Consider the following 16517-nt stretch of genomic DNA (forward strand, 5'->3'; position numbering starts at 1 on the left):
AGAAAAATAAGGTCTCTACATGTCTGCTGATACCCAACATTTTACCGGTACAGATCAATATATCGCGACTGATAGTCTTAAACTTGCTGTAAAAGCAGCCCGCGCTTTGCAAAAGCCTTTATTGGTTAAAGGTGAGCCGGGTACAGGTAAAACTTTACTTGCTGAGCAAGTGGCACAAAGCCTTGGTTTAAAACTCATTACTTGGCATATCAAGTCAACAACTAAGGCACAGCAAGGCTTATACGAATACGATGCTGTGTCTCGTTTGCGTGATAGTCAACTGGGTGATGATCGTGTTTACGATATTAAGAACTATATTAAGCCCGGTAAACTGTGGGAAGCTTTCACCAGTGAAGAGCGCTGTGTGCTTTTAATTGATGAAATTGATAAGGCAGATATTGAGTTTCCAAATGACTTGTTACATGAACTTGATAAGATGTCTTTTTATGTTTATGAAACAGGCGAAACGATTACTGCTACTCAACGTCCAATCGTAATTATTACTTCAAATAACGAAAAAGAATTACCAGATGCGTTTTTGCGTCGCTGCTTCTTCCACTATATTGAGTTTCCAGATGAAGCAACGATGCGTGAAATTATCTCGGTACATTTCCCAAATATCTCTGCGACTTTGGTAAATGAAGCTCTGCAAGTTTTCTTCAAACTCCGCGAAATTCCTAACTTGAAGAAACCCCCATCTACATCTGAACTGATCGATTGGTTGAGTCTGCTTATGGCAGATGATATGCCAGAAGATGTACTACGTAATCGAGATACATCAAAAGCTATTCCACCTTTGTATGGCGCACTCATTAAAAACGAACAAGATGTGCAACTGCTTGAACGTTTGGCTTTCATGTCGCGACGTTAAAGGAGAGAATAACCCATGTTTGTGCGGTTATTTTACACCTTACGAAAATATGGTGTTCCAGTCACGACCCGTGAATTGATTGACTTAAATCGTGCGGTGAGTGAAGGTTTAGTTTTTGCCGATCAAGAAGAGTTCTATCAACTTGCTAAAACAATTTTAGTTAAAGATGAACGCTTTTTTGATAAGTTCGATCGTGCCATGAAAGATTACTTTGATGGCATAGAAACCTTCGATATCGATGAATTACTCAAGCAAGTCCATAAACTACCAAAAGACTGGTTCGATTTAGAGCTTTTAGAAAAGCATTTAACACCAGAGCAAAGAGCTGAGCTTCAAAAAGCAGGTTCTTTAGAAGAACTGATGAAAATGCTAGAAGAGCGTTTACGTGAACAGCATAAAAAACACCAAGGTGGTAACCGTATGGTTGGCACAGGTGGAACTTCACCTTTTGGTGCTTTTGGTGACCATCCGGAAGGCGTCAGAATTGGTGGGCCGGGCCGTAAACGTTCGGCGGTTAAAGTTTGGGAACAGCGTAAATACCAAAATCTAGATGATGACCAAGTTCTTGGTACCCGCCAAATGCAAATTGCTTTACGGCGTTTACGCAAATTTGCCCGGCAAGGCGCTGCCGAAGAGCTAGACGTTGACGGAACTATTCGAGAAACAGCCAAGCAAGGTATTCTTGATGTTCAAATGGTGCCAGAGCGTCGTAATCGAATTAAAGTACTCATGTTATTTGATGTGGGCGGTTCAATGGATGCTCATATTGCTCAATGTGAAAAGTTGTTTAGCGCGGCTAAAACTGAATTTAAAACACTTGAATACTTTTATTTCCATAACTGTCTTTATGACTATGTTTGGAAAGATAACTATCGAAGAACAGCGACTCGCATGAACACATGGGACTTGTTTCATACCTATGGACGTGACTATCGTGTAATTGTAGTAGGTGATGCCAGTATGGCACCGTATGAGCTGAAATCGGTAGGTGGCTCGGTTGAGTATATGAATGATGAAGCAGGTGAAGTTTGGTTACGTCGTCTGCGTCAGCATTTTGATAAAACAGCATGGTTAAACCCTGAAACAGAAGGGTATTGGCATTACACCCAAACAATTGGTTGGATTAAAGAGATTTTTGAAAACCACATGTACCCAATGACTCTAAAAGGCATTGAAGATTTAACGCGTTACCTTTCTCGATAAACTTGATAACTTTAATAATTTAAAAAGAGGGATGATATGCAACATCAAATTAATGGTATTGCTTTACCAAATGAGCAAGGATTTTTTGGTGAGTATGGAGGGCAATTTATTCCTCCACATTTAAAAGAAGCAATGGATGAAATTAATGTTGCTTATGAAGAAATCCGCCATACACCAGAGTTTCAAAATGAATTATCAGATCTCTTTGCAAATTATGTAGGTCGTCCAAGTCCTTTATTTCATGCAAAACGCCTTTCAGAACAGTTAGGTGGTGCACAAATTTATTTAAAGCGTGAAGACTTAAACCATACGGGTGCTCATAAAATTAATCACTGCTTAGGCGAAGCTTTACTTGCTAAATATATGGGCAAAAAGAAAGTCATTGCTGAAACAGGTGCGGGTCAACATGGCGTTGCTTTGGCAACAGCGTGTGCTTTAGTGGGTATTCCGTGCGAAATTCACATGGGTCAAGTTGATATTGAAAAAGAACATCCAAATGTCGTCAAAATGAAAATTTTAGGTGCTCATTTGGTATCGGTCACTCGCGGTACAGCAACCTTAAAGGATGCTGTAGATAGTGCGTTTGAAGAATATTTAAAAGACCCTAAAAACTTTATTTATGCGATTGGTTCTGTGGTTGGGCCACATCCATTTCCGAAAATGGTTCGAGATTTCCAATCAATTATTGGCAATGAAATTAAAGATCAAACACACCAGCGCTTTGGAAAAAATCCAGATTATGTGGTGGCATGTATTGGTGGTGGTTCAAATGCGATTGGTGCCTTTACGGCATTTTTAAATGATCCAGATGTAAAACTTGTTGGAGTTGAACCCGCTGGACATGGGTTAGATACCAATATGCACTCAGCAACCCTAACATTAGGTAAACCAAGCCAAATTCATGGCATGGCGTGTTATGTACTTGAAAATGAAGCTGGTGAACCTTTACCTGTACATTCTATTGCTTCAGGATTGGACTATCCAGGTGTTGGTCCACAGCATAGTTTCTTAAAAGATTTAGGACGTGTGGAATATAGCACTGCAACTGATCAAGAATGTTTAAATGCTTTTATGACATTATCGCGTGTTGAGGGGATTGTTCCTGCGCTTGAAAGCTCACACGCTGTGGCTTGGGCAATTCGCGAAGCACCAAAGCTACCGAAAGAAACCATGATTGTGGTGAATCTGTCGGGTCGTGGAGATAAAGATTCTGACTATGTTGCAGAAAAGCTTAAGCTTTAAGACAACTAGAGTTAATAAGCGGTCAGTATTTAAAGGCCGCTTTTTTGTTTCAAAGACTATCTTTAGCGTTACTTATAAAGTTCATTATTTCTTAATTAAAACAAAGTATTCTGATTTTAACGTGTGATTGTCATAGATTGATATGTAAAACACTGCTTCACAAGGCAAAGCGTTGCGTTGCTTTGTCTCACTCAGTAGAATAGTCACTTTGCAAAATTTGCCTTTGGAGACGCCTAAGTGGAGCGACCGACGATTAGCCCTGAACATTTACAGGAAGCTGCTGAAAATTTATCAACAATTCGAGATTTTATTCGTTTTGGGGTATCAGCATTACGTCAACATGATGCACATTTAGGACAAGGCACTGAAGATTATTTTGCAGAAAGCTCTGCATTAGTTTTACAAACCTTATCTCTTGAATGGTCAGCAGACTCAGAGATTTTAGATGCTAAACTTTTACCAAGTGAAAAAGCAGAATTCTTAAGCTTGTTGGAGCGTCGTATTAATGAGCGTATTCCAACTTCTTATTTATTAAATTTAGCTTACTTCTTCAATAAGCCATTTTATGTGGATGAGCGTGTGCTTATTCCTCGTTCACCAATTGCAGAATTAATTGAGCAACGTTTTGCACCATATTGCTTAGATGAAAATGGTCAAATGCGTGAAGCACTTAACAACTTACCAGAAAATACCAAGCCTAAGACACCGCAACGTATTTTAGATATGTGTACAGGTTCTGGCTGTATTGCAGTAGCTTTAGCTTATGCTTATCCAGATGCAGAAGTAGATGCAACAGACATTTCTAAAGAAGCTTTAGAAGTAGCTTCGATTAATGTTGAACATCACAATAAGCAATATCAAGTTGCGTTACTTGAATCTGACTTGTTTGCCAAGATTCCAGCTGAAAATCAGTACGATTTAATCGTAAGTAACCCGCCGTACGTTGATGCCGAAGATATGGCTGACTTACCAGAAGAGTTTTTGCATGAGCCTGAACTTGCATTAGCAGCAGGACAAGATGGTTTAGATTTAGTTCGTAAAATGCTTGCTCAAGCAGCAGATTATTTAACAGAAGATGGTTTAATCGTAATTGAAGTCGGTAACTCTGAATGGGCTATGCGTCAGAACTTCAATACTGTTGAGTTTAACTGGCTTACTTTCCAAAAAGGTGGTTCAGGTATTTTTGCTTTAACTGCTGAGCAATGTCGTCGTTATAGAAAATTATTTGCAGAACAAGCTTAAGGAGTTGTACGTATGGCAGGGAACACTATTGGACAACTCTTTCGTGTAACCACATGCGGTGAATCGCATGGTGTTGGTTTAATGGCAATTGTTGATGGAGTGCCACCAGGTCTTGCATTGACTGAAGAAGATCTGCAAATAGATTTGGATCGCCGTAAGCCTGGTACATCGAAATTTGCTACCCAGCGTAAAGAACCTGATCAAGTTGAAATCATTTCAGGGGTATTTGAAGGTAAAACCACAGGTACACCAATTGGTTTACTCATTCGTAATACTGACCAAAAATCGAAAGATTACGGGAATATTGCGCAAACCTTTAGACCGGGTCACGCGGATTATACTTATACACAAAAGTATGGTTTCCGTGATTATCGTGGTGGTGGTCGTTCAAGTGCTCGTGAAACTGCTATGCGTGTTGCAGCTGGTGCTATTGCGAAGAAATATTTAGCAGAAAAATTTGGTGTCTTGATTCGTGGTCATGTCACTCAAATTGGTAACGAAGTTGCTGAAAAACTAGATTGGAATGAAGTTCCAAATAATCCGTTTTTCTGTGGCGATGTAGATGCTGTTCCTCGTTTTGAAGCATTGGTTACGTCTTTACGTGAACAAGGTACAAGCTGTGGTGCTAAGCTAGAAATCTTAGCCGAGAAAGTTCCTGTTGGTTGGGGCGAGCCTGTTTTTGACCGTTTAGATGCTGATATTGCACATGCCATGATGAGTATTAATGCGGTTAAAGGCGTTGAAATCGGTGATGGTTTTGCTGTAGCAGGTCAGTTTGGTCATGAAACACGTGATGAATTGACGAGTCATGGCTTCTTGGCAAATCATGCTGGTGGTATTTTGGGCGGTATCTCAAGTGGTCAAACCATTCGTGTGGCGATTGCACTAAAACCAACAGCAAGTATTACTACTCCAGGTAAAACGATTAACTTAAATCGTGAAGATACTGATGTATTAACTAAAGGCCGTCATGACCCGTGCGTAGGTGTTCGAGCAACTCCAATTGCTGAAGCAATGTTAGCAATTGTTTTAATGGACCATTTCTTACGAAATCGTGCTCAAAATGCAGATGTTGTTCCGCCATTTGCGCCAATTGAATCATAGATACTTGGTTGATGTAAAAAAGCCACATAACTCAAAGTATGTGGCTTTTTTATTGTTATTGAGCGCAATTTTTTTAATTAAAAGACCTATTAATAATTAAGTTAAATCTACAATTTGTTCTTGATTTACAGCAATTTGATACTGATTACGACCATTTGTTTTTGCTTGATATAGTGCATGGTCTGCGCGGCTAACAAAGGCAGAAATTGAATCATTTAAACGTGGAATTGTGGTTGCCACACCCACACTAATGGTTACATATGGTGAAACGCTACTACATGGATGAACAATGGCAATTTTTTTAATTGCGTTCATTAATCTTTCGACTTGAATTTGAGCTTGTTGTGCATTGGTCATAGGGAAGAGAAGTAAAAATTCTTCACCACCATAACGGGCAACTAAATCTCCACTACGAGCAGCAATTGAAGAAATTGCAGTCGCAATATCTTTTAAGCACTGATCGCCTTTAAGATGTCCTAAGGTATCGTTATAGGGTTTAAAGAAGTCGATATCCACCATCATAATAGTAAGTGGTGTTTCATGACTCAGCGCACGGCGCCATTCATTGTCTAGTGTTTCATCGAGATAACGTCGGTTAGCAAGTCCAGTTAAAGCATCTTGCTGTGAAAGTAAAGACAACTGCTGCGCTTGTTGCATGAGTTCAATACGGTTGAGTTCAATCATACAGTTTTGTAAATAGTTTTCTCGGTGCTGACGGTCTGTAGCATACGCAAGTGTCATTCCTAAGAAACTACTAAACGTATATGTGCGGTTCAAAAAGGTCCAATCTATGTCACCTTTCACATAAGTACTGACTAAAATACCAACCAAACCGCCGACCCATCCTGCAATGATTGCAGTATAAAAGCGCATACCTACCGCACCGTAGATAATCACAATCGCATACATCATTGCTGCATGAAAAAGTACATTATCTTGGCCATTTTCTAAAACGTTAATTAAAATAAAGGTGATAGCGACAGCGGAAGCAGAGCCAATTCCGACATAATAATCAAACCACTGATTTAATTTTTTAATAAACGATAAAATCCATGCAATTAAAACAATTATACCTACCCAAGAATAATAGCTTAACCAGGATAAAACTTGGTCGGTTGGTAAGACTTGGTATATACCAAAGCTTAAAAATAAATATAATATTAAAATAATAGGTGCTCTATAGCGAAACTCATAGGCCGCACCATTTTGATATTGAAAACGATAGATCGTTTCAAGTTGCTTTGGAAACCATACGAAATTTAATCCGCGTGTGGTTAATAAATCTATTTGTTCCTGTCCCAATATATTGGAACCTTGCAACTTCATAATTAATGCTCTCTATATTGGAAGTTGGCATAAAATGCGACTTGTTTTATTAAAGTTCCATCTAAAAATATTGGTTATATATTGTGTGGTTTATTCAAAATAATAATACAGATTTTTTAAAAAAGTAATGATTTTTATAGGTCCTTATTGTGATAAAAATCACGACATTTCAATGATTAGCGTCACAATTATCTAAAGATTCAAAACCTTTGAGAAAAAATTACTAATGGTCGATTAAAGATTGTATCTTTATCATTTTCGGATAGACTTATAGCCGTGAAGTACAGATGATTGCTGTCATATAAATAGGAAAATTAGCAATGACTGCTTTAAATCAATATGGAATGAGTTTAGAAATTACAGCGCATAATGAATGGTCTCAGCGGTTTTGGGATGATCTTTTACCGGTTAAGGAGCGGGTGAGTAAACATCCGTTTTTTACTGAAATGGCCAATGGGGGATTGAGCCTAGAAAGTTTCCGTTATGCTTTACTTAATTTCTATCCACTGGTTGCACATTTCCCGTCATATATGGCTGGTGCATTAGCTAAGGCGACTGCTTTTGCAGAACCAGGTGTAACAGAAACACGAGACTGGTTAATTCAAAATATTAAGGTCGAAGAGCGCCATTTACAGTGGTATCGTGATTGGGCTAAAGGTTTTGGATTAACTGTAGAACAGCTTGATAGCGTGCGCCCCCCAGCTGCAATGAATGCTGTGAATCACTTTTTATGGAATATGAGTCATCGCGGTAACTTGGCTGAATGTTTGGCTGCGACCAATTTGGCAATTGAATGGGCGACAGGTGATTGGTCTATTCAAGTTTATAAAGGTATCCACGCTTATACAGATCATCCTGAGGTCACTATTGATAAACGCTCTTTAGCATGGTTGCGTGCTCATGCTCATTATGATGATTTACATCCTTATGAAGCCATGGAGTTGATTAAGCGGTTGTCGAATGACCGACCTGATTGGCAGCAAAAAGCATTTCATGCTGCTGAAGAAGGGTTACGTTATTATGAACTAGCTTTAGATGATTGCTATAGGGTACAGCTTCAAGCCTCCGCTTAATTTCATTTAAAAGAGGGAGAATATTGTTAGATATTCTCCCTTTTATTTTATTCAAGCAATTTTAAGAGCTTTGCCCGATAAGGCGTTTCTTCAGGCAGAAGCTCAAGTAAGCGTTCAACGGCATCAACACGGTCAGGAACGCGGCTAACCACACGTAATAGTTGGTCTACATCATCAATTTGATAGATAACATGACTCAAGCGGGCATCAAAGCAATCTCTCCAAGCACACAAAAATGGGCTTTCTGATTTGGCTAAAAAACTACCTCTATACAGTGTCAAAGTGGTGGCAGTAAAACCTAAGTTTAGTGCTTGCTCAGCCATAAGAAAGTCACATTGAATTTCACAGTTAAGTCTATATGGTCGTGACTCGATCACATCGGGAATCAGGTTTCGAAGCTGTGAAAGCTCGGCTTTTAGTGTAGTGGTACTCACTGGCCGATCGCCATATAAGGCATAGTGAAGCTCTTCTAGGTTTATGCCTTCCGGGCATAAAGCAAGAAGACATAAAATTTCGATTTGGCGCTGCGTGAGTGTTAAGCCATGTTGATTGTATTGAACTTTAGGTGTGCCTAGCGCTTTAATATATAAAATGTTCTTTTGATGAAGTTGAATGGCTTGTTTTACAATATCTGCACAGCGCTCAACCGCTAAAATTCCAAGTGAGTTATGCTTTTGGTATTTAGTTGATAAGTTCATAATGCCATAAAACTGACCTGTGTTTGCATCGGTGATAGGCGCTGCATAACATACCCAATCTCTAACGCTGTTCATCTGGTTTTCATGTGAATAAACACAGCTTGCTGAATGTGTATTCAGGGCAAGACCAATTGCATTTTGACCAACTGCTTGAGTTGACCATTGTCCACCTTCAACAAAATGAACTTGTTCAGCAGATGAACGCATAGGTATACTACTCCATGTCCAGAGTAAAGTACCATGAGGGTCAGTCACCCCAATTGCCATATCTGCATCTTCAGCAATATGCATCAAATTTCTATGGCACTCTTGGATTGAACGACCAAATAAGGAATGTTGCCATTCCTGATCTAGATCAAATATAGGAGCCGCATCTAGATCGAGTGACGGCTTTTTTCCTAAACAAGGTGTTTCCGAGATTGTTTCCGGTCTAAAGAAAGACGGAAGGTTATCTGTAGAAGGCAATAATAATTGTTTTGACATATCCATATCGAAGTTCCTTTATCGTTGAAATGGCGTATCCGTGGCCGCTCAACAGGTTTAGCTTTCTTATTGTGACTATTTCCTCGTTATTTCATTTACCTTAAATAATTTTAAACAGTTTGACTATTATCCTATTGGGTAAGTTTTGTTATTTCGCCTCGTCCTATGACAAAACGTCCTCTCTTGAAAATGGCTTTGGTGCAGGTTCACCGAAATATTGCCGATCGGCAAAATAGCTAGAACGGACCATTGGTGCACTCCAGATATTTTTAAAGCCTAAACGCTTGCCATGCTGTGTGTATCTTTCAAATTCTTGTAAATTCACAAACCGGTGAATAGGGGCATGTGATTTAGAGGGCTGTAAATATTGTCCAATAGTCACTAAATCTACATCATGATCTTTTAAATCATTGAGTAGAGCAATAACCTCAGCTTCAATTTCCCCTAACCCTACCATTAGGCCACATTTAGTTTTGATATCTGGACAGTATTTTTTAAAACGTTTTAATAAATTTAATGAATGCTGATAGTCCGAACCGGGACGCATCGCTTTATATAAACGTGGCACTGTCTCAATATTATGATTAAACACATCGGGTGGTGATAAGCTTAATGTAGAGAGTGCTGTTTCTAGACGGCCACGAAAGTCTGGAACTAAAATTTCAATTAGCGTGTCTGGACAATGGTTTCTGATTTCTTCAATACACTTCACAAAATGTGCTGCGCCACCATCGTGTAGATCATCACGATCTACAGAGGTAATGACTACATATTTTAAGTTTAGATTAGCGACCGTCTCAGCTAGATGTTTAGGTTCATTTTCATCTAAAGGCATTGGACGACCATGTGCTACATCGCAGAAAGGACAACGTCTTGTACAAATATCACCCATAATCATAAAGGTTGCCGTACCACCACCAAAACATTCAGGTAGATTTGGACATGCGGCTTCTTCACAAACACTATGTAGCTTTTGTTGGCGTAATAAATTTTTGATACGTTGAATTTCTTCGAAATCAGTTATTTTTGCTCGAATCCATTCAGGTTTTTTAGGTAATTCTTCGGTAGGTAAAATTTTAATAGGAATACGAGAAACTTTATCTATTCCTTTCAATTTAATACCTGTTTCTATTTGCCTTTTTAAGTCCATATATAAAATTCCATTTTATATTAAATTAATTTTCAACTAGACTGTTTATAATAAAACCTTATTTATATAAACAAAAAATAAAGATTTTATTAATGCGTATAGTGCACAGCAAATATTATAAATTAATAAAGGTTGGTTAAAGGTTTGTTTTATAAACATATGAAATGAATTAAAATTTTTTAATTTTATTTTTGCTAGTTAAGTTTGTGAAAAATAAAAAATAATAGCTACAAAAATCATTTAAAACTTTTTAGTCTAATAGCATATTAAATTAAATTGAGCTTTATTATTTGTAGCGAAATATATAACTCTCGCTGAAACTTGGTTGATTTTTAATAATCAAGATAATAAAGGAAAAGGATATGCAATTAACGGAAGAGCAATTACTCGCAGCATATAAACGCATGCGTGATATTCGTGAATTTGAAGATCGACTTCATGAAGAAAATACCAATGGTGATATTCCAGGCTTTATTCACTTATATAGCGGAGAAGAAGCTGTAGCAGTCGGGATTTGCGAGAACTTAACCGACAAAGACTATATCACTTCAACACATCGTGGACATGGACACTGTATTGCAAAAGGCTGTGACATTCACGCCATGATGCTGGAAATTTTCGGTAAAGATGACGGGCTGTGCCGTGGAAAAGGTGGTTCTATGCATATTGCCGACTTAGATAAAGGTATGCTCGGTGCCAACGGGATTGTGGGTGGTGGACCTCCTTTAGCAATTGGTGCAGCTTTGACAGCAAAAACCTTAAAGACTGGTGGCGTCGGACTGTCTTTTACAGGTGACGGCGGCTCAAACCAAGGCCTTACTTTTGAAGCGATGAACATGGCTGTTGTTCTTAAACTTCCAGTAATTTTCGTTTTTGAAAATAACGGCTTTGGCGAAGGTACTGGTCATGATTACGCGGTAGGAAGCAAAGACATTGCTGGCCGTGCAGCAGGCTTTGGTTTACCGGCAGTTAAAGTTGACGGTACAGACTTCTTTGCTGTCTATGAAGCCGCTCAAACTGCCATTGAACGCGCGCGCCGTGGTGAAGGTCCAAGCGTGATTGAAACCATCACAAACCGTTTTTATGGCCACTTCGAAGGTGACCCTGGCTTGATACGTTCTAAAGAAGAAGTCGAGTTCATCAAAGAAAATAAAGATCCTTTGAAAATTTTCCGTGAGAAAGTCAAAGGCAAAATTGATGAAGCCAAACTAGACGAGATTGATGCAGCTTCAAAGGCAAATGTTGATGATGCTGTTGCAAAAGCTCGTGCTGCGGCATATCCGAAACCAGAACAACTCCTTACTGACGTCTATGTCTCTTACTAAAGGAATAGTAAAGATGCCAAATAAAAGTTTTCGTAATGCAATTAAAGAAGCCATTGAATCAGAAATGCGCCGTGATCCAACCGTATTTGTTGTTGGTGAAGATGTTCGCGGTGGGCACGGTGGTAAAAACACTGAAGAAAACCAGTTAGAAGGTTTCGGTGGTGTATTGGGCGTAACCAAAGGTTTATGGACAGAATTTGGTTCGGAACGTGTTATTGATACGCCAATTACCGAGTCTGCAATTATCGGTATGGCCGCTGGTGCTGCTGCAACAGGTTTACGTCCTGTTGCCGATTTAATGTTTATGGATTTCTACGGCGTGTGTCATGACATGCTCTATAACCAAGCCGCTAAATTCCGTTATATGTTCGGTGGAAAAGCAAAAGCACCCATGGTTGTACGTGGCATGATCGGCGCGGGTTTCTCTGCAGCAGCTCAGCATTCTCAGTCACCGTATAACGTATTTGCTGCGGTTCCGGGCTTAAAAGTTGTAGTTCCATCTAGCCCATATGATGTGAAAGGGCTGTTAATTCAGGCTATTCGTGATGATGACCCTGTAGTGTTCTGTGAACATAAAATGCTCTATGACATTAAAGGCGAAGTTCCAGATGATGCCTATACCATTCCTTTTGGTATAGCAAATTACACCCGTGAAGGGACAGATGTAACCATTATTGCTTTAGGCCTGATGGTACACCGTGCCAATGAGGTTGCAGACAAACTGGCAAAAGGTGGTATTTCGGTTGAAGTCGTAGATCCTCGAACAATTTCACCTCTAGATGAAGAAGGAATTTTAGAGTCTGTCGCATCGACTGGGCGTGTGGTTATTGTGGATGAATCAGCAGCACGCTGTGGCTTTGGTCATGATGTTGCTGCCCTGATCGCCCAAAAAGGTTTTCACTATTTGAAAGCACCTGTTGAACTCGTAACGCCACCACATACGCCTGTTCCATTCTCTCCAGTTTTAGAAAAAGAATGGATTCCAAGTATAGAGCGTATTGAGCAAGCTGTGCGAAAAACATTGGAGGCTTAGGATGAGCGAAATTAAAACGCTGGAGATCCCGAAATGGGGATTATCCATGGAAGAAGGCACGATCGCCCAATGGTTGATTAAAGAGGGGGATAGCTTTAATAAAGGCGATGAAATTTGTGAAATTGAAACCACAAAAATCGTCAATGTGTTAGAAGCGCCTTTTGCTGGAACGCTCCGTAAAATTTTAGCAAAAGATGGTGATACTTTACCTGTTGGTGGTCTTATTGCCGTATGTGCTGAAAGCCAAGTTTCTGATGCAGAAATTGAAAAGTTTATCGCATCACTAGGTGGTTCAGCAGCTCAAGCACCTTCGGAGCAAAATAAAGCGGAAACATCTGCACCTGTTGCTGAAAAAGCAGAACAACCACAGACTGTAGCAGCTAGTGCTTCAGCTCCTGCAAAGGTAGCGAAAGATGACTACGCTGTACCAGAGTCATTACAAGGTTATCAAACATCTAATGAGTTGTTTGCAACGCCGCATGCCTTGAAGCTTGCAGAAAAACACAATGTAAACTTGGCAAAAGTCACAGGTTCTGGTCGTGAAGGACGTATTAGTATTCAAGACATCCAGAAGGCTGTACAGGCTGCTGGTGGTCAATGGCCTGATGTTAAGCAGCAAACTCAAGCTAAAGTGGTTAAATCTACGGCCGATGATAGCCAAGTTTTAGCGACACCTGTAGCACGCCGTTTAGCAAAACAATGGGGCATTAACCTAAATGATTGCCGTGTTTCAGGTACTCGTGGCCGTGTCTGTAAAGAAGATGTTGAGGCAGTTTACTATCGTAATAACCCAACATCGGTAAATGAACAACCTGTGCAATGTGTAGCTCAACCACAATCGACCATTACTACTGTGGCGATGAATGGGATGCGGAAAGCAATTGCTTCACGGTTACAGGCTGCAAAACGTAACGCACCGCATTTCCGCTTAGTGGTCGATCTTAACGTAGAGGCTTTGCAAAAACTACGTAAGCAGATTAATGAGACTGTTCCACAAGTGAAACTTTCGATTAATGACATGCTAATTAAGGCAGCGGCGGCGGCACTGATTAAAGTACCTGAGGTGAATGTTCAATTTGATGAGGCGACTCAATCAATTTTACAGTTCTCTCAAGCGGATATTTCGGTGGCTGTAGCGATTCCAAACGGTTTAATTACACCCATTGTAAAAGCAGCAAATCAGAAGTCTTTAGCACAGATTTCCGATGACATGCGTGATTTGGCAACGCGTGCCAAGACTGGCAAGTTACAACCTGACGAGTTTCAGGGTGGCAGCTTTAGCATTTCAAATTTAGGAATGTTAGGCATTAAACAGTTCGATGCCATTATCAACCCACCGCAAGGTGCAATTATGGCATTAGGTGCTTCTGAATCACGTGCTGTTGTTGAAAATGGCAATGTAGTGGTTCGTGAGATTGTCACAGCGACATTGTCATGCGATCACCGAGTCATTGATGGCGCAGTTGGGGCGAAATTCTTGGCCAGCTTTAAGCAGTTTGTTGAAAACCCTGCTTTAATTTTGGTGTAGGAGAACCCCCATGTCAGAAGCTCAATTTGATTTAATTGTGATTGGCGCGGGACCGGGTGGGTATGTGGCTGCAATTCGTGCAGCCCAGCTCGGGTTAAAAACCGCAATTGTAGAAGAGCAACATTTAGGCGGAATTTGTCTAAATTGGGGCTGTATTCCAACCAAAGCTTTGCTTGCAGGGGCAGAGCTCGCAACCCAGTTTAAACATGCCGGACAGTTTGGTTTTCAGGTATCCCAACTCGATTTTGATATTCAAAAGCTTGTGCAACATAGCCGACAAGTGTCAGCTCAATTAGTACAAGGCATCGATTACTTGCTTAAAAAGAATCAGGTGACCGTGTTTAATGGTCGTGCTCAGCTTACGGCAAAAGAAAAACTTGAAGTGACAGATGCTCAAGGTAATAGTCAGGATTTGAGTGCACCACATATCATTTTGGCAACCGGAGCTAAAGCTCGACATGTTCCTCAGCTTCCTGTCGATGGAACATATGTCTGGAGCTATAAAGAAGCGCTTGTTCCAGAGCAGTTACCGAAAAGTTTGCTGGTTGTAGGTTCAGGTGCAATTGGTAGTGAGTTTGCTAGCCTTTATCAAGATTTAGGATGTCAGGTCACCCTTATTGATTTAGCCAAGCAGATTTTACCAACCGAAGATGCAGAAGTTGCCCAATTTGTCAGAAAACAATTTGAACAAAAAGGAATGAAAGTCTTAACCGATGCTGTCGTTCAAAGTATTCAAATTGAAAATGGTCAAGTTCACTGTGTGGTTGAAACGGCAAATGATGTTCAAACGCTTGTTTTTGAGCGTGTACTTTCGGCAATTGGTGTACAGCCGAATACCACGGGGCTAGGACTAGAACGTTTAGGTGTAGAACTCAATCCACAAGGTTTTGTGGCAATTGATGACTATTGTAAAACCAACGTAGCAGGGCTTTATGCGATTGGTGATGTGGCTGGTGCACCGTGTCTTGCCCATAAAGCAAGTCATGAAGCCATGATATGTGTCGAGAAAATTGCTGGTGTAGCAAACGTCCATTCACTCGATCGTAGCCAGATTCCGGGTTGTATTTTTACTCATCCACAAGTAGCGAGCATTGGTTTAACAGAAAATGTAGCAAAAGCTCAGAACTTACCTGTACGAATCGGCAAATTTTCTTTAACTGCAAATGGCAAAGCTTTGGCAATTGGAGATGCGTCAGGTTTCGTTAAAACGGTGGTACATGCAGAGACGGGTGAATTACTTGGTGCACATATGGTCGGCCATGAAGTGACCGAACATATCCAAGGATTTGCGATTGCCAAATACCTAGAAGCAACTGATGAAAGTTTAGCTCAAGTGATTTTCCCGCATCCAACATTATCAGAAGCCATGCATGAATCCATTTTGGCTTCAATGCAACGAGCAATTCATATGTAGAAATTCTATATTTACAGGAGTTGAACATGGTTAAGGGATTAAAAAATAAAGTCGCTTTAGTAACTGGGGCAGCTCAAGGCATTGGCCGTGGGATTGCCCTGCGCTTGGCGCAAGAAGGGGCACATATTGCATTAGTGGATATGAAACAAGATCGACTAAACGATGTGCAGCAGGAAATTCAGGCTTTAGATGTAAATGCGAGCACATTTATTGCTGATGTAAGTGACCGCGAGCAAGTGTATGCCGCTATAAATCATGCTGAGCAGACTCTTGGTGGGTTTGATGTCATGATTAATAACGCTGGAATTGCACAAGTCCAAGCGATTGCTGATGTCACACCTGACGAATTTCAAAAAATTGTTGATATTAATATTGGTGGAGTGCTGTGGGGCATACAGGCTGCTGCTACAAAATTTAAGCAGCGGCAACATAAAGGTAAAATCATTAATGCTTGCTCAATTGCAGGCCACGACGGGTTTGCTTTACTCGGTATTTACTCGGCAACTAAATTTGCGGTACGAGCACTTACCCAAGCCGCGGCAAAAGAATATGCCAGTCACGGTATTACGGTAAATGGATATTGCCCCGGAATTGTCGGAACTGACATGTGGGTTGAAATTGATAAACGTTTTGCTGAAATTACCGGTGCCGCTATAGGTGAAACTTATAAAAAATATGTGGAAGGTATTGCTTTAGGTAGAGCCCAAACACCAGACGATGTAGCCGCATTAGTTGCTTTTCTGGCAAGTGAAGATTCGGACTATATTACGGGTCAATCCATTTTAACGGACGGCGGAATTGTCTATCGCTAAAACAACATCCTGA

14 protein-coding genes are annotated in these 16517 nt (G+C 40.3%); 11 read left to right on the forward strand and 3 right to left on the reverse strand.

All coding sequences use genetic code 11. The annotated features are described in order from the left end of the window. The first annotated feature begins 19 nt into the window (after positions 1-19). From CSB87_RS18840 to aroC, 5 genes are all read left to right on the forward strand, one after another. A complete protein-coding gene (locus CSB87_RS18840; RefSeq protein WP_002049937.1) occupies positions 20-871 on the forward strand; it encodes an AAA family ATPase in 852 nt (283 codons plus the stop codon). A gap of 15 nt (positions 872-886) precedes the next feature. Further along, entirely contained in the window at positions 887-2074 is a 1188-nt protein-coding gene (locus CSB87_RS18845; protein ID WP_000498059.1) for a vWA domain-containing protein, read from the forward strand. Between the two features lie 36 nt (positions 2075-2110). Further along, a complete protein-coding gene (gene trpB, locus CSB87_RS18850) occupies positions 2111-3316 on the forward strand; it encodes a tryptophan synthase subunit beta (RefSeq protein ID WP_004887349.1) in 1206 nt (401 codons plus the stop codon). A 237-nt stretch (positions 3317-3553) separates the two neighbouring features. Further along, positions 3554-4558: a 50S ribosomal protein L3 N(5)-glutamine methyltransferase gene (gene prmB, locus CSB87_RS18855; protein ID WP_004887348.1), complete on the forward strand. Its 1005-nt coding sequence runs from the start codon at positions 3554-3556 to the stop codon at positions 4556-4558. A 12-nt stretch (positions 4559-4570) separates the two neighbouring features. Then, positions 4571-5662, forward strand: a complete 1092-nt coding sequence (gene aroC / locus CSB87_RS18860; RefSeq protein WP_004887346.1) for a chorismate synthase — start codon at positions 4571-4573, stop codon at positions 5660-5662. A gap of 96 nt (positions 5663-5758) precedes the next feature. On the opposite strand, the gene CSB87_RS18865 is transcribed toward aroC, so the two are convergent. Further along, entirely contained in the window at positions 5759-6988 is a 1230-nt protein-coding gene (locus tag CSB87_RS18865; protein WP_106105128.1) for a GGDEF domain-containing protein, read from the reverse strand. A 320-nt stretch (positions 6989-7308) separates the two neighbouring features. Here CSB87_RS18865 and CSB87_RS18870 point away from each other — a divergent pair, with 320 nt between their 5' ends. Next, the gene (locus CSB87_RS18870) at positions 7309-8061 is read left to right on the forward strand and encodes a TenA family transcriptional regulator (protein WP_004887343.1); all 753 of its coding nucleotides are present in this window, start codon (positions 7309-7311) and stop codon (positions 8059-8061) included. Between the two features lie 47 nt (positions 8062-8108). Here CSB87_RS18870 and CSB87_RS18875 read toward each other — a convergent pair whose 3' ends face one another. Next, on the reverse strand, positions 8109-9248 hold the full coding sequence (locus CSB87_RS18875; protein WP_004887341.1) for a helix-turn-helix domain-containing protein: 1140 nt from the start codon (positions 9246-9248) through the stop codon (positions 8109-8111). Between the two features lie 157 nt (positions 9249-9405). After that, positions 9406-10392: a lipoyl synthase gene (gene lipA / locus CSB87_RS18880; RefSeq protein WP_004887339.1), complete on the reverse strand. Its 987-nt coding sequence runs from the start codon at positions 10390-10392 to the stop codon at positions 9406-9408. 362 nt (positions 10393-10754) lie between these two features. Between lipA and CSB87_RS18885 the strand changes: the two genes are divergently transcribed. From CSB87_RS18885 to CSB87_RS18905, 5 genes are read left to right on the forward strand one after another with little or no spacing between them, the layout of a single operon-like run. Further along, positions 10755-11717: a thiamine pyrophosphate-dependent dehydrogenase E1 component subunit alpha gene (locus CSB87_RS18885; protein ID WP_001177517.1), complete on the forward strand. Its 963-nt coding sequence runs from the start codon at positions 10755-10757 to the stop codon at positions 11715-11717. Positions 11718-11730: 13 nt separating this feature from the next. Next, positions 11731-12750, forward strand: a complete 1020-nt coding sequence (locus tag CSB87_RS18890; RefSeq protein ID WP_004887337.1) for an alpha-ketoacid dehydrogenase subunit beta — start codon at positions 11731-11733, stop codon at positions 12748-12750. A gap of 1 nt (position 12751) precedes the next feature. Beyond that, positions 12752-14278 carry a 2-oxo acid dehydrogenase subunit E2 gene (locus CSB87_RS18895; RefSeq protein ID WP_004887335.1) on the forward strand — a complete coding sequence of 509 codons (1527 nt, stop codon included), beginning with the start codon at positions 12752-12754 and terminating at the stop codon, positions 14276-14278. Between the two features lie 10 nt (positions 14279-14288). After that, positions 14289-15692 (forward strand): dihydrolipoyl dehydrogenase, encoded by a 1404-nt coding sequence (lpdA, locus tag CSB87_RS18900; protein ID WP_004887334.1) that lies wholly within the window; start codon positions 14289-14291, stop codon positions 15690-15692. Between the two features lie 26 nt (positions 15693-15718). Further along, entirely contained in the window at positions 15719-16504 is a 786-nt protein-coding gene (locus tag CSB87_RS18905; protein WP_004708900.1) for an acetoin reductase, read from the forward strand. Positions 16505-16517: the final 13 nt, after the last annotated feature.

It is taken from the genome of Acinetobacter sp. AR_0276 (assembly GCF_003000705.1).
In the GTDB taxonomy this organism is placed as follows: domain Bacteria; phylum Pseudomonadota; class Gammaproteobacteria; order Pseudomonadales; family Moraxellaceae; genus Acinetobacter; species Acinetobacter nosocomialis.